Source organism: uncultured Jannaschia sp., assembly GCF_947494055.1.
Classification (GTDB): domain Bacteria; phylum Pseudomonadota; class Alphaproteobacteria; order Rhodobacterales; family Rhodobacteraceae; genus Jannaschia.
Map to the genome: position 1 here is coordinate 55,023 of NZ_CANLTR010000011.1, position 24,222 is coordinate 79,244.

The following is a 24,222-nucleotide window of genomic DNA, read 5'->3' on the forward strand; positions in this document are numbered from 1 at the left end:
CAGGCAAGCGCCGGAGACCGCCTTGCCAGACGACGCATCGGAGAAGACGACCGCCCGGGCGGGCCGGCGACGCCGTGGTGGCGGGTTCGCGCTGCGGTCCTGTCTCTATCTCCTCCTCGTCGTCCTCGGGCTTCTGATCGGCACGGGCATCAGGCTGACGCGGGAGCCGATCGCCTTGCCGCACTGGATCGTCGCCCGGGTCGAGGACCGGATCGGGCGGGATCTGGTCGCCCGCCAGCTGACGCTGGGCCAGGTCGGGCTCGCCTACGATCTCGACGTCCAGGCGCTGCGCCTGCGTGTGGTCGACGCCACGCTTTCGGAGCAAGGCCGTCCGATCGTGTCGCTGCCCGACGCGCGGGTCGCGCTGGATGGCGCGGCGCTTCTGCGTGGCCAGGTGCGGCCGCGACAGCTCACGGTCGAGGGTCTGACGCTCGACGTGTCGCGCGACGCGGAGGGGCGGTTCTCGCTCGCGTTCGGACAGGGTGGCGGCGATCTGCCCGGCAGTTGGTCCGAGGCGCTGGAGACGCTGGATGCGGCGCTCGCCACGCCGATGCTGGCCGGGCTGACGGATGTCGACGTGGAGGACGTCCGCGTGCGGTTCTCGGACGAGGTGACCGGGCTCGCGCAGAATGTCGAGGACGGCCGCCTCGAATGGCGCCGCGACGGGGATGCGGTGCGGCTTTCGCTCGCCTCGGCCCTGCGGCTCGGCGGTCAGGTCGCGCGGCTGACCGCCGCGCTGGACCGCGACCCCGACGCCCCCGGTGGCGGTGCGGCCGCGCGCATCTCGCTCACCGGCCTGTCGCTCGGCGGGCTGGCCGAGGCGCTGCCGGGCGTGCCGGCGCTGACGTTGGTCCGGGGCGACGTCGGCGCGACCGCCGGGATGCGCGTCGCCGCGGACGGCGAGCCGGGGCCGCTCGGGGGTCGGTTGGAGGTCACCGGCGTCTCGGCGACGGACCGGCCGCGTCTGGCGCTCGACCGGGCAGTGCTCGCCTTCGACTGGCAGCCCGGTTCGGGGCGGATCGGGCTGTCGGAGATCGCCGGCACGTCCGACGAGATGTCGCTCGCGGCGTCGGGCCAGATCCTGCTCGAGGATGGGCTGACCGGGCCGGTGCAGGTTCAGTTGCGTCTGGGTGAAACCGTGCTCGACCCCGAGGGCCTGTTCGACCGGCGCGTGGCCTTCGCGAACGGCGCGCTGGAGGCCCGGATCGCGCAGCGCCCACTCTCGATCCATCTTGGTCAGGCGGTCGTCTCCGGGCCGTCCGGCACCGCGCGGGCTTCGGGGCGGCTGACCTTTCCGCCCGACGGGATCGCCGGGAGCCTCGCGCTCTCGGTGCCGCGCATGGCGGTGGGCGATCTCGCGGCGCTCTGGCCGCGCGACCTGATGGCCGGCTCGCGCGACTGGTTCACGACCAACATGCTCGACGGCACGGCAACGCGCGCGGAGGGCCTTCTTCGGCTCGAACCCGGTCAGCCGCCGGAGGTCGCGGCGAGCTTCGGCGTCGAGGGCGCGCGCTTCCGTTACATGCACGACATGCCGTTGGCCGAGGCGGCGTCGGGCGCGGCGCAGCTCGACGGCGACCGTCTGACCCTTCGTTTGGACGAAGGCGCGATCCCCGCGCTCGGCCCGCGGAGCGTGCGCGATCCCGCGACGGGTCGCATCGACGTCGCGGGGACGACCTTCGTCATCGACGATACCCGCGCCCGTCCGCCGCAGGGGGAACTGGAGTTGCGGGCCGCAGGCGAGATCGGCGACCTGCTGACCGTGCTCGACAATCCGCCCTTCCGGCTGCTCGAACGTCTGGGCAAGGGACCGGACCTCGCGAACGGGCAGGCCGAGGCGGAGGTCTCGGTCCGCCTGCCGCTGCGTCCGGGGAACGCACCGGCCGACATCTTCTACGACGTCTCCGCAGTGCTGACCGGGGTGGAAAGCCGCGCGCTGGTGCCCGACCGTGCGATCGAGGCGGATCGTCTGCTGCTGTCGGTGAACGCGGAACGGGCCGAGATCGCGGGCGACGCGACCTTCGAGGGCGTGCCCTTCACCGGCCGCTGGCGCCAGGCCCTGCCGCCGCCCGCCACCTCGGTCTCCGAGGCGGACGCCGAGCCGCGCCCGCTGCCCGAGCCCGGCCGCGTCACCGGCGTGGCGCAAGTCGATCCGGCGGGTCTCGACCGGTTGGGCATCTCGATCGCGGCCCTCGAACTCGGCGGCGCAACCGAGGCGCGGCTCGACGTGACCCTACCGCAAGGCGGCGTGCCGGAAATCCGCGCGGAGAGCGATCTGACCGGCCTGTCGGCCGCGCTGCCGACGATCGGCTGGCGCAAGTCGCGGGGACAGGCCGCGACCTTCGCGCTCGCGGCGACGCTGGGGACGGTGCCGGAGGTGACGTCGATGCGCCTCGACGCGCCGGGCCTCGACGCGACGGGACGGGTCACGCTGCGGGCGGACGGAAGCCTCGACCGCGCCCGTTTCGACCGGGTGGATACCGGCTGGTTCCGGGGGCCGGTAACGCTGGCCGGGCGCGGCGCGCGTGCGGCGCCCGCCATCGCGATCACCGGCGGCACGGCGGATCTGCGGCAGGCGCTGCTCAGCGCCGATGGCGGGTCGGGCGAAGGCGGGCCGCTCGACATCGCGCTGTCGCGGCTGACGATCTCGGAGGGGATCGCGCTGACCGATCTGCGCGCCTCGCTCCAGGACGGGAACGGCAGTTTCACCGGCCGCATCAACGGCGGCGCGCCGGTCGCGGGCCGGATCGCGCCGGATGCGGGCGGGTCGGCCGTGCAGGTCTCGGGCAACGATGCCGGCGGCGTCCTGCGTTCCGCCGGCCTGTTCGAGGACGCGCGCGGCGGCACCATCACCATGACGCTCCGGCCGACGCCACGGACGGGCGAATATGCCGGGCGTGTGCGGATGGACCGTCTGCGTGTCCGCAACGCCCCGGCGCTCGCCTCGCTCCTGCAGACATTGTCGGTCGTGGGCATCCTCGAGCAGCTGACGGGCGAGGGACTTTATTTCGAGACGGTGGAGACCGACTTCACGCTCCGCCCCGACGACATCCTCGTGCGGCGGGCGAGCGCGGTGGGGCCCAGCATGTCGATCACGGCGGACGGCGCCTACGACCTCGGGACGAAGCGGATGGACATGCAGGGCGTCATCTCGCCAATCTATCTGGTGAACGGCCTGTTCGGCGCGCTGTTCGGGCAGCGTGACGAGGGGCTGTTCGGCTTCACCTACCGCCTGACCGGGCCGGCGGGAGACCCGGACGTCGCGGTCAACCCGCTCTCGATCCTCACGCCCGGGGCGTTCCGCGACATCTTCCGCAAGCCGCCGCCCTCCTGATAGGGGGCTGGCATGAAACTGAGCGACTTCGACTTCGACCTCCCCGAGGACCTGATCGCGACCCGTCCCGTCCGGCCGCGCTCGGCGGCGCGGATGCTGGTGGCCGAGGGCGAGCGGTTTACGGATGCGCATGTGCGGGACCTGACGCGCTGGTTGCGGCCCGGGGACCGCCTGATCCTCAACGATACCAAGGTGATCCCGGCCAGACTTCATGGCGAGCGGGTGCGGGAGACGTCGGACGGATCGGGGCGGGCGAAGGTGGAGTTCACGCTGACCGAGGCGCGTCCCGACGGACGCTGGCGGGCGCTCGGCAAGCCGCTGCGGAAGCTGCGCGAGGGCGACCGGATCGCGTTCGACGCCGGCCTCACGGCCCGCGTCGCGACGAAGCGCGAGACCGACGTGACGCTTGCGTTCGACAGCGGTGACAGGGCCTTGCAGGACGCGCTCGATGCGGCGGGGCAGATGCCGCTGCCACCCTACATCGCGGCGAAGCGGCCCCCGGACGCGGCGGACCGGGACGATTACCAGACGATCTGGGCGCGGCATGCGGGCGCGGTGGCGGCGCCGACAGCGAGCCTGCATTTCGATGCGGAGCTGCTCGAGAGCCTTCGCGAACACGGCGTCGCGTTCACGGAGGTGACGCTGCATGTGGGTGCGGGGACGTTCCTGCCGGTCAAGGTGGAGGATGTGCGGACCCACCGGATGCATGCGGAATGGGGGGAGGTCACGGCGCAAGCTGCTGACGAGATTAGGGAAACACGTGCGGGGGGCGGGCGGGTGATCCCGGTCGGGACGACCGCGCTGCGCCTGATAGAGAGCGCGGCGGCGGGGGGTGGGATCGCGCCGTTCCGGGGCGAGACCGACATCTTCATCTACCCGGGTTACGAGTTCCGTGTAACCAACGGATTGATAACGAACTTCCACCTGCCGCAAAGCACGCTTCTGATGCTGGTCTCGGCGCTGATGGGGCGGGAGCGGATGCGCCGCGCCTATGCCCATGCGGTCGAGGCGCGCTACCGGTTCTTCAGCTACGGGGACGCGTCGCTGCTGCTGCCGGGGGGCTGAGGCGGCGTGTTACGGCCGTGTTATGGCTGTGTTACGCCTGTGGCACAGCCGTGGGACGGCCGGAGCGCGGCCGTGCCGTCGCCGGACGGGAGGCGATGTCAGGTCTGCGGGTCCATCTTCTGGCGGGCGAGCGCCATCCGGACGTCCGCATCGGCCTCCATCCGGTCGCGATGCGCGCGGAGCGCCGGATAGTCGTCGAGCGAAAGCGGGACGAGATCCAGCCAGCGCACCGCGGTGTAGAGATAGGCGTCCGCGAAGCTGCGCTCGCCCAGATACCACTCCCCCGCACGGGCGAGGATCTCGTCCATCCGGGCGAAATGCGCGTCGAGCCGGGCGTAGGTCTTGGCGAGCACCTCCTTCTGCGCGGCCTCGCTGTCGGCATAGGCGTCCGGCGCGAAATGCGGACCGAAGGCGCCGTGCACCTCCGTCGTCATCCAGGAGAGCGCCTCCGCCTCCTGCCGGCCGAGCTTCGTGTCGCGCGCGTAGCCCTCGCCCCCGTAGGTCGCGCCGAGCCAGGCCATGATCGCCGCCGCCTCGGTCAGCACCTCGCCGTCGTCCATCTGCAGCGCGGGAACCTTCCCCTTGGGGTTGATCGACAGGTAGGCGTCCTTCTTGTGGTCGCCGCGGGCCAGCACCTTCACCTCGACGGGAGCGTCGATCCACGCCGCCGCGATGTTCGGCGCGAGCGCGCAGGTGCCCGGCATGGTGTAGAGCGTCGGCATCTCGGTTCTCCCTATGGTCGGCGGACCAATCCGCGAGGATGCCGGGCGGTTCCGGCCCTCAGGGCCGGGCCATTGCCGCCGAAGGTCGAGCGTCGGCTGGTGCAGGATCGGACAGGAGCGGGTCGATGTCCCGGGGTAGAACGGGCGATCCGACCGCAAGTAGGGAAAGCCCCCGCTGTCGTGCCTCGGGCACGCCTTGGGCCGGGAGGCGGTGCGGCGCGCCATTGAACAGCACCACAAAGTTCTGCCCTTTTGATCGGAAGCGTAACTTCTGACCAGGCTGTTTATGGCGAAACGGACTTTCGCTGCGGCTGGCGCGGGCGGCGGCAGAGCGGACGAAGCAGAAGTTCATCGCGTTCGCCGTGCACGCTACTCGTATCTGGCCAGAAGCATTCTTCCCTCGTCCGTCCAGTTTGCGAAGCGTACTCCACCGTCCAGCCACCTCACGAGTCCATGCTCGGCCAATACTTCCAAGGCGAGTTCACCGGAACTCATGGCAAGGTTGTCAAGTAACCCATCGCCGCTCCGCAGATACTGATCCGTCATCCAAGCCAAGGCCCTAAGTGCCTTCTGCTCCGGGCTCTCTCCCTCGAAGGCCTTCCGTTGGACAGCTTGCGGCGATTCCGACATTGGTGTCATGTCTATCTCTGTCAGGTATGGGGGCGACCATAGCACGCCTTCGCCCGACAGCTACTGGTTCGAAGCCGCCTGTTACCGCGGCCTGTATGAGTGGCCGAGCTGTAAGGTTCTCCGGGCTCCCGTAAAACGTTCACGAACGTTTGCTTTCGCTACAGGCATTCCAAAAAACCTTTTCTCTTACAAAAAGACGTATCGCCAATACGGCGGCGTCAATCTTGATCCGTATTGTGGGACGCCATAGAATCTTACTTTTCGCACTGAGGCTTTGACCTTACGACGGCAACTGGTTGAATCATTAGCACGCCATAAGCCGCCGCTTGTAAATCGTAGCGGTCAAAGCGACTGCAGAAGGCTTTTAGTAGTTTCCAGGCCACGTTTCTATCGCTGTCTAACTCTGTTAAATCTCGTTGATACATGCAGCTATCTGCAAGAACAATGTTAAAGGCAGTCCAGTAGCCTTCCGCCCATACAACACTTTGTTTCGCAACTTCATCGTCATAGGTTAAACCCATTAGTTCGGAACAATCTGCGTTTGCGGGTCCGGCTCGCGTCACTTCAGCTATTGCGGCATTGCAAAAAAGTACGACGAAAATGGCGGTAGTTACGTGTGCGCTGTTCAAGCCTGTGACCTCAATTAGTTACGGCGTCATTCAATTTGAAAAGAGACGCTAGCCTCGCCTAGACCAGGGAATATCAGAGCAGCTATGCATCCGCTTTTAGAATCCGGCAAGTGCTCCTTCCAGCCGTTCGCCGCGCGCTGCCTGAACGGCAGCTTCGGGTGCCGGTAGGCGCCACACGGCCCGCAAGAAGCAAACCTTTCTGACGAAGAAGGCAATTTCGGCTCCGCGCCGAGATTCATGCGCCCGTTATCCATAATATTCCTTCGCCCGAGAGGAGAACCATTTGGCTGCCGCCAGCCGGCGGGACCGGACCGGCTTTGCTCGGTCCGGTCGATCTCGCGGCGCGGCAGGTATCGGCGTTGCGCAGATCGTCGGCCCAATGCACGGGAACGTCGTCGCGCAATGCCTAGCCTGTGGCGAAGGTCCGGATGCGGAGGCCGGTGCCGGAAAACGCGGGCGCCGGGGTTCCCGTCGGAGGGATCCCGGCCGTCGCGTCATCGGGTGGCTATGCCCCGGCATCGTGAAGCGGAACGGGCGGCATCGGCCCTGCGGGGGCGGTCGACGGCGTCCCGGCCCCTCGGCCTGGCGAAACGATGGCGTCCTGCTGTCGCTCCGTATGAGCAGGCGAATCGTGCGCCGCATGCAGCGGCGTGTTTGCGACAATTCTACGCTGAATGTGAATGGACGCATCGACCGCGCGCGCGTAGGCGCCGGGGCATCCGAACACTCCCCGAGGCCGTCCCATGATCTCCGTCTTCCGCAATTCCTGGGCGCTGCTGCTCGGGATCGTGTTCCTCATGGTGGGCAACGGGATGCAGGGCACCCTGCTCGGCGTGCGGGCCGATATCGAGGGGTTCTCGACCACCGCGATCTCGGTCGTGATGTCGGCCTATTTCATGGGCTTCCTGCTCGGTTCGCACTTCGTGCCGGGCATGATCCGGCGGGTCGGCCATGTCCGCGTCTTCGCGGCGCTGGGCTCGCTGGCGAGCGCGGGGCTGATCCTCTACCCGGTGCTGACCAACCCGCCCGCCTGGACCGCGCTCCGGCTCCTGCTCGGGTTCTGCTTCTGCGGGGTCTACATCGTCGCGGAGAGCTGGCTCAACAACACGACCACGAACGAGACGCGGGGCCGGGCGCTGTCGCTCTACATCATCGCGCAGATGGTGGGGATCGTCGCGGCGCAGGCGATCTTCGTGCTGGGCGACCCGGCGGACTTCCACCTCTTCATCGTGGTCTCCGTGCTCGTCAGCCTCGCCTTCGCGCCGATCCTTCTGGCGGCGACGCCGATGCCGCCCTTCGAGAAGGCGAAGCCGATGTCGTTCCGCAAGCTCTTCCAGGTCTCGCCGCTGGGCTTCGTCGGCATCTTCCTGATGGGCGCGGTGTTCTCGGCGATGTTCGGCATGGCGGGCGTGTTCGGGGCGCAGGCCCGGCTCAGTTCGGCGCAGATCGCGCTGTTCGTATCGGCGATGTATACGGGCGGGCTGGTGCTGCAATATCCGATCGGCTGGGCCTCGGACCGCTACGACCGGCGGGTGATGGTGGTGGCCGGGGCGGTGATCGGCTGGCTCGCCTGCGGGCTGGGCGTGTCGGGCTATGGCGGCGTGTCGGGGCTGATGGTCGCGGCGTTCCTGATCGGCGGCATGGCGAACCCGCTCTACGCGCTGCTGCTGGCCTACACGAACGACCGGCTCGAGGCCGACGACATGGCCTCGGCCTCGGCGCGGCTGCTGTTCGTCAACGGCGTGGGCGCGATCGGGGGACCGATCCTGACCGGCTGGCTGATGTCGGTGGCGGGGCCGGGCGGGTTCTTCCTGTTCATCGGGGCGCTGATGGCGGCGCTGGCGGGCTACGCGATCTGGCGGATGCGCCGGCGGGGCCTCGAGGTCGTCGACGAGTCGGCCAATTACGTCGTACTCTCGCCGATGGCGGTCACGCCGGTCACGATCGGCACGGCGGTCGAGACCTGGGAGAGTGCCGGCGACGAGACCGGGACGCCGGAGGAAACGGAGAAGGCGGCATGATGCGAGACGGGAGCGACGGTGCGGAGATCGAGGCTGGGGACGTCCTGCGGTTCTGGCTCGAGGATCACGGGCCGGAGGACTGGTACAGGCAGGACGATGCGCTCGACGCGGCCATCCGGTCGCGGTTCGAGGCGGCCTGGACGGTCGCGCGCGGCGGCGGGCTGACGACGTGGTGGCGGGACGCGCGGGGCAGCCTCGCCTACATCGTGCTGACCGACCAGTTCCCGCGCAACATGTTCCGGGACGACGCGCGCGCCTTCGCGACCGACGCGCCGGCCCGCGACGCGGCCCGGCACGCGATCGACGCCGGCCACGACCTGGCCGTGGACGAGCCGGCGCGGCAGTTCTTCTACCTGCCGTTCATGCATTCCGAATGCCTCGCCCACCAGGACCGGTCCTGCCGGATGTTCGCGCGGCGGATGGACGCGCCGGACAACCTGCTCCACGCGCAGGCGCACCGGCAGGTGATCCGGGATTACGGGCGCTTCCCCTACCGCAACGCCGCGCTCGGCCGGCGCTCCACCCGGGCCGAGCAGGCGTTCCTCGACGGGGGCAGCTACGGCGAGGTCGTGCGCGCCATGCGCGCCGCGTCGGACGGGGCTGCGGGGCCGGGCCTTTCCACCGGGGCGGGCAAAGGCTAGTTCAACGTTGAACGATTGAGCATGCGAGAGGCGAGACCATGGCCAAATCCTTCGACCTGATCGTCATCGGCGCCGGTCCCGGCGGCTACGTCGCGGCGATCCGCGCCGCGCAGCTGGGCCTCAGTGTCGCCTGCATCGAGCGCGAGCATCTGGGCGGGATCTGCCTGAACTGGGGCTGCATCCCGACCAAGGCGATGCTGCGCTCCTCCGAGGTGTTCCACCTGATGCACCGGGCCAAGGAGTTCGGGCTGAAGGCGGAGGGGATCGACTACGACCTCGACGCGGTGGTCAAGCGCTCGCGCGGGGTGGCCAAGCAGCTTTCGGGCGGGATCGGGCACCTGTTCAAGAAGAACAAGATCACCACGATCATGGGCGAGGCCAGGCTCGCCGGGAAGGGCCGGGTCACGGTCACGACCGACAAGGGCGAGGAGACCTACGAGGCGGGCAACATCGTCGTCGCCACCGGTGCGCGGGCCCGCAACCTGCCGGGGCTGGAGGCGGACGGCAAGCGGGTCTGGAACTACAAGACCGCGCTGCAGCCGCCGCACATGCCCAAGAAGCTCCTGGTGATCGGCTCCGGCGCCATCGGGATCGAGTTCGCGAGCTTCTACAACACGCTCGGCGCCGACACGACGGTGGTGGAGGTGATGGACCGCATCCTTCCGGTGGAGGACGAGGAGATCTCCAAGTTCGCCAAGAAGCAGTTCGAGAAGCAGGGGATGCACATCCTGCAGAAGGCCATCGTGCAGGCGCTCGACCGGCAGGACGACAAGGTGGTGGCCAAGATCGAGTCGAACGGCAAGGCCGAGAGCTACGAGTTCGACACCGTGATCTCCGCCGTGGGCATCGTCGGCAACGTCGAGGGGCTGGGCCTCGAGGAGGCCGGCGTGAAGGTCGAGAAGTCGCATGTCGTGGTGGACGAATATTGCCGCACGGGGGTCGAGGGCGTCTACGCGATCGGCGACATCGCCGGCGCGCCGTGGCTTGCGCACAAGGCCAGCCACGAGGGCGTGATGGTGGCCGAGCTGATCGCCGGGAAGAACGACGTGCATCCCGTGCGTCCCGAGAGCATCGCCGGCTGCACCTATTGCTATCCGCAGGTGGCGAGCGTCGGCCTCACGGAGGCTCAGGCCCGCGACGCGGGGCACGACATCAAGGTCGGGCACTTCCCCTTCATCGGCAACGGCAAGGCCATCGCGCTGGGTGAGCCGGAGGGGATGGTGAAGACCATCTTCGACAAGGGCACCGGCGAGTTGCTGGGTGCGCATATGGTGGGTGCGGAGGTGACGGAGCTGATCCAGGGCTACGTCGTCGGGCGGCAACTCGAGACGACGGAGGAGGATCTGGCCCATACCGTCTTCCCGCATCCGACGCTGTCGGAGATGATGCACGAGAGCGTGCTCGACGCGGACGGCCGGGCGATCCACTATTGACGCCGCGTCCGGTCGGCCGCCCGCGCGCGGCCGACCGGGCTTTCCCCTAAGGCAAGACTTTATTGACGTTTCGTCAACTAGTTAAGAAAATCTTTCCGCTCGATTGAAACTCGCCGGACACCTCTACGTGGCTGGGTGTGAGCGCGCTTGGACGCGTTCACAGAATGCAATCACGGGGGATTTACCTGATGAAGAAGTTTCTTACGACGACCGTAATCGGCATCGGTGCGTTTGCGGCCAGTTCCGCGATGGCGGCCAGCGTCTCGCAGGGCACGGGCTACGCGATCGGCGCGAACGGCTACGATCTGTTCTCCTACACCGACCTGACCAACCCGGTCCCGCCGTCGGAGGCGACCTTCCTGCGGGAGAACGGCACGCTCACGGCGGTCGACGCGATCACCTACCGCCCGAACACCGGCGGGTTCTTCGCCTACAAGAACGAGGGCAACCGCGTCTTCAGCGTCGACGTGAACTCCGGTGCGCTGACCGAGGTGGCCGTCGCAATGGGCTCTGCCGCAGACGGGCAGAACAATGCCGGTGCCCCGGTCGAGACGACGACCCGCAACATCGGTTTCGACTTCAACAACGCGCTCGACGCTGCGCGGGTGGTTTCGAAGAACGACGAGAACCTTGTCTTCTTCCCGACGCCGACGCGCGATCCGGCCGAGGTGATCCGGGCCAACGACCTGTTCTACGTGTCCGACGACGCGAATGCAGGCAAGAATCCCAGCGTCTTCGCCAACGCCTACACCAACGCCGTGCCGCAGGATCAGGTGAACGCGGACACGCAGGTGCAGTACGTGCTCGACAGCGACCTCGACATCGTCGCGACGCTCGGCAACAACTCGGGCGAGTTGCGCACGCTCGGCCAGCTCCTGGTCGACGGATCGGCGCTCGATTTCTCTGACGTGGGCGGCTTCGACATCCTGTCCCCGGCGAGCGACGACAATCTCGGGCTCGCGCTCCTGAATGTCGACGGCATGTCGAACCTCTACAGCTTCGAGCTGCCGGGCATGGCGGGCGACATCGAGGCGACCTTCGTGAGCACCTTCGGCCGCGGCTTTGGCAGCTTCACCGTGGCGGCGAACGACACGATGCCCTCGCCGGCGCCCGTGCCGCTGCCGGCTTCGGCGCTCCTGCTGGCCGCCGGGCTCGGCGGTTTCGGGGCGCTGCGGAAATTTCGCAAGCACTAAGAGATTTCAATGACGCTTGGGGCGGGGCCTTCGGGTCCCGCCCTTTTTCGTGCCGGCAGGCCGCCGCGCCGGCTCGGGATCGTTAACCAAGCTGCACGAGAACCGTTGCGCGGCACGCGGTTTCGTCGCACGAGGCGCAGTCGGCCTCGCAGGTGTCCCGTGCTCCATCGTCTTGCGCTCCTCCTTTCGCTTCTGGCCGCGCCTGCCCAGGCCGCCGATCCCGCCATGCCCTTCGACGGACCCTATCTCGGGGGCGGCGTCGGAACCGGCCGCCTGAGCGCGGACGGCGTGCCGGAAGGGATGTTCGGGATCGGCTCCGTCGGTCCTGCCTTCCGCGGGAACGATGCCGTCTTCTCCCTCGACGACCGTGCGGCGGGATACGCGCTCCATGCGGGCTACGATTTCCGGCGCGGCGATTTCGTCTTCGGGCCCGAGCTTCGCGTCTTCGCCGGCGGGCCGCGTCTCGGCGGGGACGCGCTCGGCTACTACATCGCGTCGGGCAGGATCTTCACCGACGAGGCCGCCCTCGCCATCGAGGTCGACCACGGGGTGACGGCGACGCTGCGCGGCGGATCCGCGATCGGCCGCACGCTAGTCTACGGCGCGGCGGGGCTGGCCTATCTGGATATCGACGTCGCGACGGCGGGTAATCTGCTCGGCGACAATGCCGGCGGCTTCCGCGACACCGGATACGCGGTCGGCCTCGGCGTGGAGCGGATGCTGGGCGACCGTGTCTCCGTCGGGGCGCAATACATGGTCCACCGGTTCGGGGATTTCGACTTCGAGGGTTATCTCAGGGGAGACCGCGAGGTCGATTTCGAGATGCAGAGCCTGGAATTGCGCGCCTCGCTGCGGTTCTGAGCCGCGTCGGCTCCTTTCGCGTCGCGAGGTGATTGCGGGTCGCGAATCCGTGCGCCCAAGCGCGCCGGCGATGCCGCGGGCGTCTGGCGCCCCACCGGCGGGCGTGCTAGCCGTTCGCTGATTGTTCGCACGGGAATCGGCCGGCCCGGATTGCACGCGGGCCGCGCTCACCTATGTCGAGAACTCGAACGGGATGCGGGGGCAGAATGGCCGACCAGAAGTTCATCGAGGTGCGCGGCGCGCGCGAGCACAACCTGAAGGGCATCGATGTCGACATCCCCCGCGACAAGCTGGTGGTGATCACCGGGCTGTCGGGGTCGGGCAAGTCGTCGCTGGCCTTCGACACGATCTACGCGGAAGGCCAGCGCCGCTACGTCGAGAGCCTGTCGGCCTATGCGCGGCAGTTCCTCGACATGATGCAGAAGCCGGACGTGGACCATATCTCCGGTCTCTCGCCCGCGATCTCGATCGAGCAGAAGACGACCTCGAAGAACCCGCGCTCCACCGTCGGCACGGTGACCGAGATCTACGACTACATGCGCCTGCTCTTCGCGCGGGCCGGCACGCCCTATTCGCCCGTGACCGGCGAGCCGATCACAGCGCAACAGGTGCAGGACATGGTCGACCGGGTCATGGCGATGGAGGAGGGGACGCGCGGCTACCTGCTCGCGCCCATCGTGCGCGACCGCAAGGGCGAGTATCGAAAGGAGATGCTGGAGCTGCGCAAGCAGGGCTTCCAGCGCGTGAAGGTCGACGGGGAGTTCCACGACCTCGACACGCCGCCCACGCTGGACAAGAAGTTCCGCCACGACATCGACGTGGTGGTGGACCGGATCGTCGTGCGCGAGGGGCTGGAGACACGGCTCGCCGACAGCTTCCGCACCGCGCTCGACCTTGCCGACGGGATCGCCATCCTCGAGACCGCCCCGAAGGAGGGCGAGGCGGAGCGGACGACCTTCTCCGAGAAGTTCGCCTGCCCGGTTTCCGGCTTCACCATCCCCGAGATCGAGCCGCGCCTGTTCTCCTTCAACGCCCCGTTCGGGGCCTGCCCGGTCTGCGACGGGCTGGGGATGGAGCTGTTCTTCGACGAGCGCCTGATCGTCCCCGACGTCACGCTGTCGCTCGCCAAGGGCGCCATCGCGCCGTGGAGCAAGACCAAGTCGCCCTATTTCACGCAGACGATCAACAGCATCGCCAAGCATTACGGCTTCGACACGAAGGCCGCGTGGAAGGACCTGCCGGAGAAGGTGCAGCGCGTCTTCCTGCGCGGCTCGGGCAGCGAGAAGATCAAGTTTCGCTACGACGAGAACGGCCGCATCTACGAGGTCAGCCGCGTCTTCGAGGGGGTGATCCCCAACATGGAGCGCCGCTACCGCGAGACGGACTCGGCCTGGGTCCGCGAGGAGTTCGAGCGCTACCAGAACAACCGCCCCTGCGGCGCCTGCGAGGGCTACCGGCTGCGCCCCGAGGCGCTGGCCGTGAAGATTGGCGGGCTGCATGTGGGCCAGGTGGTCGAGATGTCGATCGCCGAGGCGCTGGCGTGGTGCGACGAGGTGCCCGCGAAACTGTCAAGGCAGAACAACGAGATCGCCCGCGCCATCCTGAAGGAGATCCGCGAGCGGCTGGGTTTCCTGAACAACGTCGGCCTGCAATACCTGACGCTGAGCCGGAACGCCGGCACGCTGTCGGGCGGCGAGAGCCAGCGCATCCGTCTGGCGAGCCAGATCGGCTCGGGCCTGACCGGCGTGCTCTACGTCCTCGACGAGCCCTCCATCGGCCTGCACCAGCGCGACAACGACCGGTTGCTGACGACGCTCAAGAACCTGCGCGATCAGGGCAACACCGTGATCGTGGTCGAGCACGACGAGGAGGCGATCCGCGAGGCGGATTACGTCTTCGACATCGGACCGGGCGCGGGCATCCACGGCGGCCGGGTGGTCGCCCACGGCGTGCCGCACGAGCTGGAGGCGAACCCCGCTTCGGTCACCGGCGACTACCTCGCCGGGCGGCGGGAGATCGGCGTGCCCGAGACGCGGCGGAAGGGGAACAAGAAGAAGCTGACCGTGGTGAAGGCCACCGGCAACAACCTCAAGGGCGTGACCGTCGACTATCCGCTCGGGCAGTTCGTGGCGGTGACCGGCGTGTCCGGCGGCGGCAAGTCCACGCTGACCATCGAGACGCTGTTCAAGACCGCCTCGATGAAGCTCAACGGCGCGCGGCAGACGCCGGCGCCCTGCGAAACGGTGAAGGGGCTCGACCATCTCGACAAGGTGATCGACATCGACCAGCGGCCGATCGGCCGCACGCCGCGTTCGAACCCGGCCACCTATGTCGGGGCGTTCACCCCGATCCGCGACTGGTTCGCGGGCCTGCCGGAGTCGAAGGCGCGCGGCTACAAGCCCGGCCGGTTCAGCTTCAACGTGAAGGGCGGGCGCTGCGAGGCCTGTCAGGGCGACGGGCTCATCAAGATCGAGATGCATTTCCTGCCCGACGTCTACGTCGAATGCGAGACCTGCCACGGCAAGCGCTACAACCGCGAGACGCTGGAGATCCACTTCAAGGGCAAGTCCATCGCCGACGTGCTCGACATGACGGTCGAGGATGCGCAGACCTTCTTCCAGGCCGTGCCGTCGATCCGCGAGAAGATGGACGCGCTGATACGGGTGGGCCTCGGCTACATCAAGGTAGGCCAGCAGGCAACGACGCTCTCGGGCGGGGAGGCGCAGCGGGTGAAGCTCTCGAAGGAGCTGTCGCGGCGGTCCACCGGGCGGACGCTCTACATCCTCGACGAGCCGACGACGGGCCTGCATTTCGAGGACGTGAAGAAGCTCCTAGAGGTGCTGCACGAGCTCGTGGACCAAGGGAACTCGGTGGTGGTGATCGAGCACAATCTCGACGTGGTGAAGACCGCCGACCACGTGATCGACATCGGCCCCGAAGGCGGCGACGGCGGCGGCGAGGTCGTGGCGACCGGTAGCCCGGAGGAGATCGCCGGGATCGAGGCGAGCCATACCGGCCGCTACCTGAAGCCGATGCTGGAGGCGCGCCGGGTCGCGGCGGAGTGACCCCGTTCGGTGCCGCGTCCGGACCGCACCGAAGCATCGTTCTGATTCCGTCCCGTTCTTCTTGGCGACAATACTCTCGCCGAAGGCTCCGACCTGCGCCGCCGGCGCGGCAGCCCTGGCATGCGCCGCCGTCAGATCGTGACCATCGGCCGCGCCAGCGGCGCGCCGAGGCCGACATGCAGTCCCGCTCCGAAGCTCGCAGATGCGGGCGCGTCGGGGAAGCGCGCAGGGTCAAGGCGCCCCGGATCCAAACAGGCGGACGGGTCGCGGTTCGCCGTGCCGGAAGCGGTGGCCGAAGACCTCGACCTCCTGAGTGGCATAGCGGGTAAACAGGTGCAGCGGCGGATCGTGGCGTAGCGCCCTATGATCGGCGCGTGCCAGACAGGCGTGGCCCAACGCCGGTGGAGACATGCCCCGCGACCCCGTTACCAAGTGTATGGACCGTCGTCTTTTGCCGCCTTTGAGCGATAGGATGCAGGTCGCGAACGCAGCTTCTGTAGCGGACGGCTCCTGAATTGCGCGCTCCGGGCTTGGTAGCATGCCAACCATCGCCATCGACCGACCGAGGAACAGCGGCACGCCGAGCAGGCGGAAGATCACACAGGCGGACAGGGGACGAGCGAACGCGTCAAGCAAGTCGAACGGCCCCGCCGGAAAGCCGTTGATCCGAACATCCGCAAGCACCGGGATCTTTGGGGCCCAGCGCTGCGATCCGACGCGAGGTGAAGGCGCGCAGGACCTGGCCGCGCAGCCGCGTGTGCCGCGGTGGTTCCAGCTTCAGCATGAAACGATTTTCGACTGCCCGGAACCCGGTCTGATATGCGGGTCGGACGGGCAGGTCCGCGCCCTTTCGTCCGAAGCGCCGGTCACGCAGCAGGGCGGAGACGACAGCGTACGACGCGGCGGCGAGCACTGGATCCAACGCCCTGCTTGAGGCGCTGGAGCCGGAGCGGACGGCGGCGCTGATCCGGGCGAGCGTCCTGCTCTCCCGGTCTCGCACAACGGGTGCGCGCGGCGGAGCCATTTCGTCAATACGCGGATACGATCGTGATGGTCGGCGATCTCATAGGGTTCGTCTGTTGTCGTCACGGACCGGCATCGGAGGGGTATCGCCGCCGTACTAGTTCGCGTGCAGGTCATCGAGAAGTTGAACGCATGGTCGGGGAAAATGGATCGGATCTGGAGGTGATGCTGTGTGGCGACGTGGAGACGGCCCATTCGCTGTCGAAGCTCAGGCCCTTCAACAAGGTCTTCCGGAACTGACACTATCCGTTTGCGTCCGTCGATGTCATAGGGCGCGGCTACAGTCGCTGGTCGAAGCGTTCTTTAAAACCGCGCAAACTGCTCTTGGACGCGGCCGAGCCCACAATCACGCTGTCGCCATCATTTCCAAGGCGCTCACGGCGAACTCGGTCCTGTCCAAGAAGCTAGAACCGTTCGCCTTTTTCCCAAACGCAAACGTGATCCTGCTGACTGGCCTGTGCAATTAGGGCTTCTCGACATCGTGGCATCCATTGGCTTGCCGGTTGCCACCATGCTCCGGATCGGCCCGATCATCATTAAGGTCATGACGACTATGATCGGATAATCACATTGCCGATGAGGCTAAAACGCTTCGTCACGTCGATGTCGCCGGCATGATGAACTGGTATTGGTCAGCGCTGTGCTTCCGCTGCGCGCCGTCCTTATTGAGTACGATAACCTACTTCCCGTAACTCTCGACTTGGCTCTCGATGCAGATAATCGGGTCGGAGCCAGTGGCGCGCTAGCTGGCCGCAAGCGCCTCGGCGATCGGGAGGAAGTCGGCTGCCGTCAGGCTCGCACCTCCCACGAGCGCGCCGTCGACGTTATCGAGCGCAAAGAGCTCGGCGGCGTTCGTGGCCTTGACCGAGCCGCCGTAGAGGAGCGGGATGTCGGGGCCGACCTTCGCCCGCAGGGCGTCGTGGACCTCGGCCACCTGCGCGGGGGATGCGACCTTGCCCGTGCCGATGGCCCAGACCGGCTCGTAGGCGACGATCGTGTTCTCCGCCGTCGCGCCTTCGGGGAGCGAACCCGCGAGTTGTGCCGACAGGACGTCGAGCGTGCGCCCAGCCTCGCGGTCCTGCAGCGTCTCGCCGATGCACAGGATCGCCGTGAGCCCGGCGCGCCAGGCGGCTTCGGTCTGCGCGCGGACGTCTGCGTCGCGCTCGCCGTGATCGGCGCGGCGCTCGGAATGGCCGGTGATGCAGTAGGTGGCCCCGGCATCGGCCAGCATCTCGGCAGAGAGGTCACCGGTATGCGCGCCGGTTTCTTGCGAATGGCACGCTTGGCCGCCGGTCGCGAGGCCTTCGGGCATCGACGCCAAGAGCGTCGCGGGGGGGCAGAGCAGCGTGACGATCCCGTCGGGCGCCCCCACCGCGATGGCCTCTGCCTCGCGCAACGCGGCGCGCAGGCCATTCATCTTCCAGTTTCCGGCGGCGGTCTTCTTCGGCATGTGTCCCTCCCGACATGTCGCGGGAGGCATATCACGTCAGCCGGTCTTGCCCAGAGTCTCGTCGAACTTGATCGACTCGCCGCAGCCGCAGGCGTCGACGACGTTCGGATTGCGGAACCGGAACCCGGATTCAAGAAGCGACGTCTCGTAGTCGATCTCGGTGCCGAAGAGGAACATCTGCGCCATCGGCGCGATCAGCACGCGGGCGTCGCCGACATCCACGACCTCGTCGTTCGGCTCGACCGCGGCGACGTAGTCCATGGTGTATTCCATCCCCGCGCAGCCACCCTTCTTGACGCCGATGCGCAAGCCGGCCGAATCCTGTCGCGCCATCAGCTTGGCGATCTGCGCGGCGGCGGCCGAAGTGACGGTGACGGGCGGCTGACCGGGTATGGCGAACATGGGCATTTCTCCTTGATCCCACAGGTAAGCCCCCCGTCCCGGACGCTCAAGGGGCAAGCGCTCCCGCAAGAAGGCCATCACACTCCACGGGCAGGTCCGCTTGAAGTGAGACGGGACCGTTGCACGGCCCCGTCTTTGCTTCCGAAATATCCCGGGGGCCCGAAGGGCGGGGCAGCGCCCCTCCCGACTCAGAGACCCATGCAGTTCGCGTAGTACGTCACCGTGGCCGGCCAGTCGGAGAACACGCCCGCGACACCGACATCCTGCGCCAGCACGTCGAGCAGTTCGAAGTTCGTCCCGCCGCCATCGGTCAGGTCCTCGATCGACTGGAAGTAAAATCCGCCCCCGTCGGTCAGCGTACCCGCGCGCTCGAGCGACCAGGCGATCAGGTTCAGGCCCGCCGCCTTTGCCTCCTCGGCGTAGACGGACGGGACGATCTCGCCGTCCTCGCTGGTGACCAGCATGTAAAGCGGCGGGGCGAGGTAGTTCACGCCCATGTCGGCGAGTTCCTGCATCGTCGGCTCGAAGGTCGAGGCGTCCATCGGGTCGATCTCGCCCTCGTCCTCGTCGAAGGCCTCGTAGCGGTCGTCGAGATAGACCGCCTGCTTGCCGAATTCGGGTTCGTTCTCGATCCAGTAGCGGATGTCGGAGAGGTCGAAGCTTTGCAGCCAGACATCGGAGGGCGGGACGTCCGCGGCCTTGTACTCGTCGACGAGCTTCTGCGCGTAATCCTCCTGCGTGAAGCCCTCATGCGGCATCTCGACGGAAGCGGATTTCAGTTCCGGCGTGAACTTCGCGCCGAGATCGCGGAACAGCTCGATCGATTCACCGTGGGTCAGCAGGTTCGCTCCCTCGACGTAGAGATCGGTGCGGAAGTCGGCCGTGCCGCCCTGATACTCCTCGGCGGTCGTCGCGGAGGCGAGGCTCGAATCCATCTTCGGGGTGAGCGTCCTGAATTCCTCGAGGGTGATCTCCGACGTTCGGCATTCGGCCGTGGCGTCTTCCCCATCGGTGGCGGGGGTGAAGGGCGTGATGCAGGTGTCGGCAAGGTCGGTGACGAGGATGTTTGTCGTCGTATGCAGGTCGTTCTGCGCGTGGCGGCAGACAAGCTCGTGATCCGCAGTGAAGGTCACGTCGCATTCGAGGATGCCCGCCCCCATCCGTGCCGCGGCCCGGTTCGACACGTCGGTATGCTCGGGGAACATCAGCGGCGCGCCGCGATGGCCGATGGAGAAATCGGTGCGTTCGGGCGTCTGGCCGAGGCATGCCTGCAGCGTCGATTTGAGCTCGCCGTCTTCCATCCGGTCGATCAGATAGGCCGGACGCGGCCCATAGGTCAGCATCTCGGTGCCGTCCTGCGCTACGGCCGGTGCGCCGGCGAGGATCACCATGCCGAGGCAGGGAAGGGTCAGGGGGCGATGGGGCACGGTGGTTCTCTCCTTTGGCATTCGTCGGGACGGGCTTGAACGGACGAGGTGACGCAAATGTTGCGGTCTCGTGACGGACGTATGACAGCGTGGTTCGAACCAGGCGATCCCGTCAAGCGGCCTCTGCCGGCACCGCGGCCGGGAAGATGACGGCATCGCTCTCGCGCTCGATCTCGGCCGCACGCGCCACGAGCCGTTCGCGCACGGTGCAGGCGACCTCCCACGACGTGTTGGGATCCTTGCAGGGCGTGCTGAACCAGACGTCGATACCGAACACGTCCTGCCCGGCGACGTTGACGACGGCCTCGCTCACGTCTCCGAGTTCGGCCCCGAGTTCACCGTCGGACAGTTCGCGAAGGATGTCGTGGAAAGTCTCCCGGAGACGATCCACATCGGCCCGGGGGTCGAGCTTGAACCGCAGGATGCGGAGCATCGCCGGGTCCTGCAGCGACCAGTTCGAGAACGTCTCGGAGATGAACTCGGTGACCGGCACGATGAGGCGGGTCCCGTCCCAGTCCCGAAGCTGGACATAGGTCAGGTGAATGCGCTCCACGTGGCAGAGCTCGTCCTTGTAGACGACCCTGTCGCCGACGCGGGCCGACTGGTTCAGCGCGATCTGTAACGAGGCCAGGATATTGGCAAGGATGTCGCGGGCGGCAAAGCCGAAGAGCAGGGTCAGCAGGCCCGCGGACGCCAGCAAGGACGGCCCCATGCCGCGGAAGACCTGTGCCGTCGACAGCACGATCCACGCCCCGACGAGGAAGACCACGACGACCATGATGCGCTTGCCGGCATTGATCCGCGTGGCGATCGTCCGCTTCTCGGCCTGCTCCTCCCGCGTCAGGTCCACGTCCTCGCCCGGGGTGATCAACGCGTCGAGAATGGCCTCGACCACGTTCACGATCAGCATGAGGAGCGCGGTGACGAAGCCGACCGCGACGAGCGGCGAGACGACGACATCAATGTTGCCGGAGAAGACGAAGACGTGGTGCGTGACGTACCACACGAGGGTCGTCACGCTCGCGAGGACGATGGGCGTCCGCGTGGCCCGAAGGATCGCGGTCGTGAGGGGGTTCCTCAGGCGATGACCGATCCATTGCAGGGTTCGGTGGACGAAACTCGCCAGTGCGATGGCCGCGACCGCCAGGAGGGGCAGGCCGAGAAGCTCCCACCACATCAACCCCCAGAACGCGTCGTCGCGCAGGGGCGCCGGGAGCAGGCGCTCGAACCGGGATGGACCGTACCGTTCGTGAAGGGCCGGTATGTTCGCCACCGTCTCGGGGGGGAAGATCCAGAGCGGATCGGCCTCGCCCGCCTTGACGCGATTCAGGCGGATGGCGGCCGGGGCGATCCCGAGCGGCAGGTCGCGCAGCAGCAGGGAGCGACGGGGTTCGCCCGCCTGGGACGCGTTGCGGTCGCCCGAGACCTGCAACGCGTCCGGCCGGTCGATCAGCAGGGACCAGTCCAGCAGCGCCTTGCGCTCGATCACCGCGTGCAATTGTTCGGCGAGTGCCGGACCGCGCTCGGACTGTTCCGCGTCGGGAATGTCGGAGAGGTCGAGATTGTGGGCGGCCGCGACCCAATCGCCGGCCTCGCCGGCCTGCAGGAAGGAAACCATGGCCGTACGGGGGGTACGACGATCAATTGTGGCGGGCACTTCGCCCAGACCCGGGTTGAGCGTCTCGATTTCGTAGTAGGGCCCCTCGGATTGCGCCAAGATTGGCATGGCCGCCAAGACCATGACGATCGCACAAAACAGGAATTGGGCGATGACGCGCCCCGCTGCCGCCGCCGTCAAGGACGACGCCCTACATGAAGCCGAGTTCGAGGCGCGCCTCGTCGGACATCATCTCCATGCCCCAGGGCGGCTCCCAGGTCAGGTCGACATCGACCGTCCTGACGCCGGGCACGGCGGAGACGGCGTCGGCGACCCAGCCCGGCATCTCGCCCGCGACGGGACAGCCCGGGGCGGTCAGGGTCATGATGACGCGCACGTCATTCTCGCCGCCGATGTCGATCGTGTAGACCAGTCCGAGATCATAGATGTTCACCGGGATCTCAGGATCGAACACCGTCCGGCAGGCATCGACGATCGGCTCGTGAAGCGGATGCCCGGTCGTCGATGGAGAGATGAGGGGTGCGCCCTCGAGGCGATCGGTCGGCTCGACTGTCATGGAAACTGCCCCTGATTTGACGACCAAAACAATAAGGATTGCGTCCGGAAACGTAAAGGGGCGCCGATCAGGCGCCCCCCTTTTGTCCATGTTCCCCGGTGTCACACCGGGGCCCGGATCAGAAGCGGAAGTTCAGCGAGACCTCGGCGGTCGTTCCTTCGGCGTCGGCGCCGTCGCTGAAGCTGTCGAACTTGTGATAGATGACCTCGGTGCCGACGGTCAGCTTCTCGGTCGCGAAGACCTCGTAGCCCACACCGGCGAAATAGCCGTCGGAATCGCCCACGCTGTCGGTGACGCCCAGGGCGTAGCCCGCGGTCCCGTAGACGAGGTTCCGGCCGGCGCCGTAACCGGCACGGGCGCCAAGGCGCGCGATCTCGTCGACTTCCACGTCGCCGAGCTCGAGGTCGGGGCGGATATAGTCGAAAGCGACGCCGAGGACGTAATTGCCGAGATCGTAGTCGTAGCCGAAGCCGAGTCCGTAGAGGAAACCGTCATCGTCGAAATCGTCGCCGACGCCGTTGTTGCCTTCGGCATCCGCGTATCCGATCTGCGCACCGACATGGTAGCCGGTCCAGTCGTAGCCGACGGGGGCCGGCTCGGAGAAGACGGGGGCGGGCTCGATCGGGGCGGGGGCGATGTTTCCGGCGAAGGCGGGGGCCGCGAGGGTCATGGCGGCGAGGGAAGCGAGAACGCGCTGCATCGAATTATCTCCTGTTCATGCCTGATAGGGCCCTTGGACGGGCCTCGGTTCACAAGGTTACCATACGTCGCATGACCAATCCCGTTCCAATATGCCAGACACATTCTGTTACATCGCCACCGCCGCCGCCGGAGATTTCGTGACCTCACCCGGCGCTGGCCGCGCCCTGACGACGGTGATAGGAGCGTTCGCCCGGGCAGGATGACGCGGAGAAACGATGAGCCAGGCGTTCCAATTCGACATCGCCGCGACCGACGGCGCGGCCCGGACGGGCGTGATCTCGACCCCGCGGGGAGCTATCCGAACGCCGGCCTTCATGCCGGTGGGCACGGCGGGGACGGTGAAGGCGATGCTTCCGGGCTCGGTTCGCGAGACCGGCGCGGATATCCTGCTGGGCAATACCTATCACCTGATGCTGCGTCCGACGGCGGAGCGGGTCGATCGCATGGGCGGGCTGCACTGCTTTATGAACTGGGATGGACCGATCCTGACCGACTCGGGCGGGTTCCAGGTCATGTCGCTGGGCGAGTTGCGCAAGCTCGATGCCGATGGCGTGACGTTCCGGAGCCATATCGACGGGTCTCGCCATCGCCTGACGCCGGAGCGCAGCATGGAGATCCAACGGCTTCTGGGGTCGGATATCGTGATGTGCTTCGACGAATGTCCGGCGCTGCCTGCTTCGCGTGACCGGATCGCCGCGTCGATGCGGCTCTCGATGGATTGGGCCGCACGGTCGCGCGATGCGTTCGGGGACCGGCCGGGTCACGCGCTCTTCGGCATCCAGCAGGGCGGGCTCGAGCCGGATCTGCGCGCCGAGAGCGCCGAGCGGCTGCAGGCCATCGGTTTCGAGGGCTACGCGATCGGCGGACTGGCGGTGGGGGAGGGGCAGGACGCGATGTTTGGCGTGCTGGACTATGCCCCGCAGCAATTGCCGGTGGACCGGCCGCGTTACCTGATGGGCGTGGGCAAGCCCGACGACATCGTCGGCGCGGTCGCGCGGGGTGTCGACATGATGGATTGCGTCCTGCCGACCCGGTCGGGGCGGACCGGCCAGGCCTTCACGCGCCGCGGTGTCGTCAACATCCGCAACGCGCGTCATGCCGAGGATCCGCGACCGCTCGACGACGAATGCCGGTGTCCCGCCTGTCGCGACTATTCGCGGGCCTACCTGCATCATGTCAGCCGCGCCAAGGAGATGATCGCCTCGATGCTGATGACGTGGCACAACCTGCATTACTACCAAGAGCTGATGGCCGGGATGCGGGCGGCCATCGCGGCCGGGACGTTCGCCGCGTGGCAGGCCGACTTCCATGCCCGGCGGGCCGAAGGCGATGTCGAGCCGCTCTGACCGGGTTTGCCGGTACGCGGTGCGATCGTCGCGTCTTGGGCCCGCCCTTGCGAACCTTCTCGCATGACGCCAGTGTCAGACACTGGTCGGGAACGACCCGCGCA

Annotated in this window: 17 protein-coding genes; 9 read left to right on the forward strand and 8 right to left on the reverse strand. The window is 67.4% G+C overall.

Annotated elements, in window-relative coordinates:
* Window positions 1–22: 22 nt before the first annotated feature.
* Together Q1A87_RS11695 and queA are read left to right on the forward strand one after the other, a co-directional pair.
* Entirely contained in the window at window positions 23–3,334 is a 3,312-nt protein-coding gene (locus Q1A87_RS11695) for an AsmA-like C-terminal region-containing protein (protein WP_299651503.1), read from the forward strand.
* 12 nt (window positions 3,335–3,346) lie between these two features.
* On the forward strand, window positions 3,347–4,399 hold the full coding sequence (gene queA, locus Q1A87_RS11700; protein ID WP_299651505.1) for a tRNA preQ1(34) S-adenosylmethionine ribosyltransferase-isomerase QueA: 1,053 nt from the start codon (window positions 3,347–3,349) through the stop codon (window positions 4,397–4,399).
* 98 nt (window positions 4,400–4,497) lie between these two features.
* Here the strand turns inward: queA and Q1A87_RS11705 are convergent, their stop codons facing one another.
* Together Q1A87_RS11705 and Q1A87_RS11710 are read right to left on the reverse strand one after the other, a co-directional pair.
* Complete coding sequence (locus Q1A87_RS11705) at window positions 4,498–5,121, reverse strand: glutathione S-transferase N-terminal domain-containing protein (RefSeq protein WP_299651507.1); 624 nt, start codon at window positions 5,119–5,121, stop codon at window positions 4,498–4,500.
* A gap of 884 nt (window positions 5,122–6,005) precedes the next feature.
* Window positions 6,006–6,380: a hypothetical protein gene (locus Q1A87_RS11710; protein WP_299651509.1), complete on the reverse strand. Its 375-nt coding sequence runs from the start codon at window positions 6,378–6,380 to the stop codon at window positions 6,006–6,008.
* A 743-nt stretch (window positions 6,381–7,123) separates the two neighbouring features.
* Between Q1A87_RS11710 and Q1A87_RS11715 the strand changes: the two genes are divergently transcribed.
* The 6 genes from Q1A87_RS11715 (at window position 7,124) to uvrA (ending at window position 15,594) form a co-directional block, all read left to right on the forward strand.
* Window positions 7,124–8,401: an MFS transporter gene (locus tag Q1A87_RS11715; protein WP_299651511.1), complete on the forward strand. Its 1,278-nt coding sequence runs from the start codon at window positions 7,124–7,126 to the stop codon at window positions 8,399–8,401.
* The gene (locus Q1A87_RS11720) at window positions 8,398–9,042 is read left to right on the forward strand and encodes a DUF924 family protein (RefSeq protein ID WP_299651514.1); all 645 of its coding nucleotides are present in this window, start codon (window positions 8,398–8,400) and stop codon (window positions 9,040–9,042) included. The genes Q1A87_RS11715 and Q1A87_RS11720 overlap by 4 nt, the downstream gene beginning before the upstream one ends.
* Window positions 9,043–9,080: 38 nt before the next feature.
* Window positions 9,081–10,475: a dihydrolipoyl dehydrogenase gene (gene lpdA, locus Q1A87_RS11725; RefSeq protein ID WP_299651516.1), complete on the forward strand. Its 1,395-nt coding sequence runs from the start codon at window positions 9,081–9,083 to the stop codon at window positions 10,473–10,475.
* A 188-nt stretch (window positions 10,476–10,663) separates the two neighbouring features.
* Window positions 10,664–11,668, forward strand: coding sequence for a DUF4394 domain-containing protein (locus tag Q1A87_RS11730; RefSeq protein WP_299651518.1), 1,005 nt, complete (start codon window positions 10,664–10,666; stop codon window positions 11,666–11,668).
* Between the two features lie 159 nt (window positions 11,669–11,827).
* Window positions 11,828–12,529 carry an outer membrane beta-barrel protein gene (locus Q1A87_RS11735; RefSeq protein ID WP_299651520.1) on the forward strand — a complete coding sequence of 234 codons (702 nt, stop codon included), beginning with the start codon at window positions 11,828–11,830 and terminating at the stop codon, window positions 12,527–12,529.
* A gap of 206 nt (window positions 12,530–12,735) precedes the next feature.
* A complete protein-coding gene (gene uvrA / locus Q1A87_RS11740; protein WP_299651522.1) occupies window positions 12,736–15,594 on the forward strand; it encodes an excinuclease ABC subunit UvrA in 2,859 nt (952 codons plus the stop codon).
* Window positions 15,595–17,359: 1,765 nt separating this feature from the next.
* Here uvrA and tpiA read toward each other — a convergent pair.
* From tpiA to Q1A87_RS11770, 6 genes are all read right to left on the reverse strand, one after another.
* The gene (tpiA, locus tag Q1A87_RS11745; RefSeq protein ID WP_299651524.1) at window positions 17,360–18,067 is read right to left on the reverse strand and encodes a triose-phosphate isomerase; all 708 of its coding nucleotides are present in this window, start codon (window positions 18,065–18,067) and stop codon (window positions 17,360–17,362) included.
* Window positions 18,068–18,103: 36 nt separating this feature from the next.
* Window positions 18,104–18,469: an iron-sulfur cluster assembly accessory protein gene (locus tag Q1A87_RS11750; RefSeq protein ID WP_299651526.1), complete on the reverse strand. Its 366-nt coding sequence runs from the start codon at window positions 18,467–18,469 to the stop codon at window positions 18,104–18,106.
* Window positions 18,470–18,657: 188 nt separating this feature from the next.
* On the reverse strand, window positions 18,658–19,860 hold the full coding sequence (locus Q1A87_RS11755; protein ID WP_299651614.1) for a glycerophosphodiester phosphodiesterase family protein: 1,203 nt from the start codon (window positions 19,858–19,860) through the stop codon (window positions 18,658–18,660).
* A 148-nt stretch (window positions 19,861–20,008) separates the two neighbouring features.
* Window positions 20,009–21,694, reverse strand: coding sequence for a mechanosensitive ion channel domain-containing protein (locus Q1A87_RS11760; RefSeq protein WP_299651528.1), 1,686 nt, complete (start codon window positions 21,692–21,694; stop codon window positions 20,009–20,011).
* Between the two features lie 10 nt (window positions 21,695–21,704).
* Window positions 21,705–22,070 (reverse strand): SUF system Fe-S cluster assembly protein, encoded by a 366-nt coding sequence (locus tag Q1A87_RS11765; RefSeq protein WP_299651530.1) that lies wholly within the window; start codon window positions 22,068–22,070, stop codon window positions 21,705–21,707.
* A gap of 118 nt (window positions 22,071–22,188) precedes the next feature.
* On the reverse strand, window positions 22,189–22,770 hold the full coding sequence (locus Q1A87_RS11770) for an outer membrane beta-barrel protein (protein ID WP_299651532.1): 582 nt from the start codon (window positions 22,768–22,770) through the stop codon (window positions 22,189–22,191).
* Window positions 22,771–22,987: 217 nt separating this feature from the next.
* On the opposite strand from Q1A87_RS11770, the gene tgt reads away from it, so the two are divergent.
* Window positions 22,988–24,118, forward strand: coding sequence for a tRNA guanosine(34) transglycosylase Tgt (gene tgt, locus Q1A87_RS11775; RefSeq protein ID WP_299651534.1), 1,131 nt, complete (start codon window positions 22,988–22,990; stop codon window positions 24,116–24,118).
* Window positions 24,119–24,222: the final 104 nt, after the last annotated feature.

What these genes read in the sequence shown, in the direction of transcription:
- queA (WP_299651505.1), top strand. Translation starts at nt 3,347, where the DNA reads ATGAAACTGAGCGACTTCGACTTCGACCTCCCCGAGGACCTGATCGCG.
- Q1A87_RS11715 (WP_299651511.1), top strand. Translation starts at nt 7,124, where the DNA reads ATGATCTCCGTCTTCCGCAATTCCTGGGCGCTGCTGCTCGGGATCGTG.
- Q1A87_RS11770 (WP_299651532.1), bottom strand. Translation starts at nt 22,770, where the DNA reads ATGCAGCGCGTTCTCGCTTCCCTCGCCGCCATGACCCTCGCGGCCCCC.
- uvrA (WP_299651522.1), top strand. Translation starts at nt 12,736, where the DNA reads ATGGCCGACCAGAAGTTCATCGAGGTGCGCGGCGCGCGCGAGCACAAC.
- lpdA (WP_299651516.1), top strand. Translation starts at nt 9,081, where the DNA reads ATGGCCAAATCCTTCGACCTGATCGTCATCGGCGCCGGTCCCGGCGGC.
- Q1A87_RS11730 (WP_299651518.1), top strand. Translation starts at nt 10,664, where the DNA reads ATGAAGAAGTTTCTTACGACGACCGTAATCGGCATCGGTGCGTTTGCG.
- tgt (WP_299651534.1), top strand. Translation starts at nt 22,988, where the DNA reads ATGAGCCAGGCGTTCCAATTCGACATCGCCGCGACCGACGGCGCGGCC.
- tpiA (WP_299651524.1), bottom strand. Translation starts at nt 18,067, where the DNA reads ATGCCGAAGAAGACCGCCGCCGGAAACTGGAAGATGAATGGCCTGCGC.
- Q1A87_RS11755 (WP_299651614.1), bottom strand. Translation starts at nt 19,860, where the DNA reads ATGGTGATCCTCGCCGGCGCACCGGCCGTAGCGCAGGACGGCACCGAG.
- Q1A87_RS11705 (WP_299651507.1), bottom strand. Translation starts at nt 5,121, where the DNA reads ATGCCGACGCTCTACACCATGCCGGGCACCTGCGCGCTCGCGCCGAAC.
- Q1A87_RS11765 (WP_299651530.1), bottom strand. Translation starts at nt 22,070, where the DNA reads ATGACAGTCGAGCCGACCGATCGCCTCGAGGGCGCACCCCTCATCTCT.
- Q1A87_RS11750 (WP_299651526.1), bottom strand. Translation starts at nt 18,469, where the DNA reads ATGTTCGCCATACCCGGTCAGCCGCCCGTCACCGTCACTTCGGCCGCC.
- Q1A87_RS11720 (WP_299651514.1), top strand. Translation starts at nt 8,398, where the DNA reads ATGATGCGAGACGGGAGCGACGGTGCGGAGATCGAGGCTGGGGACGTC.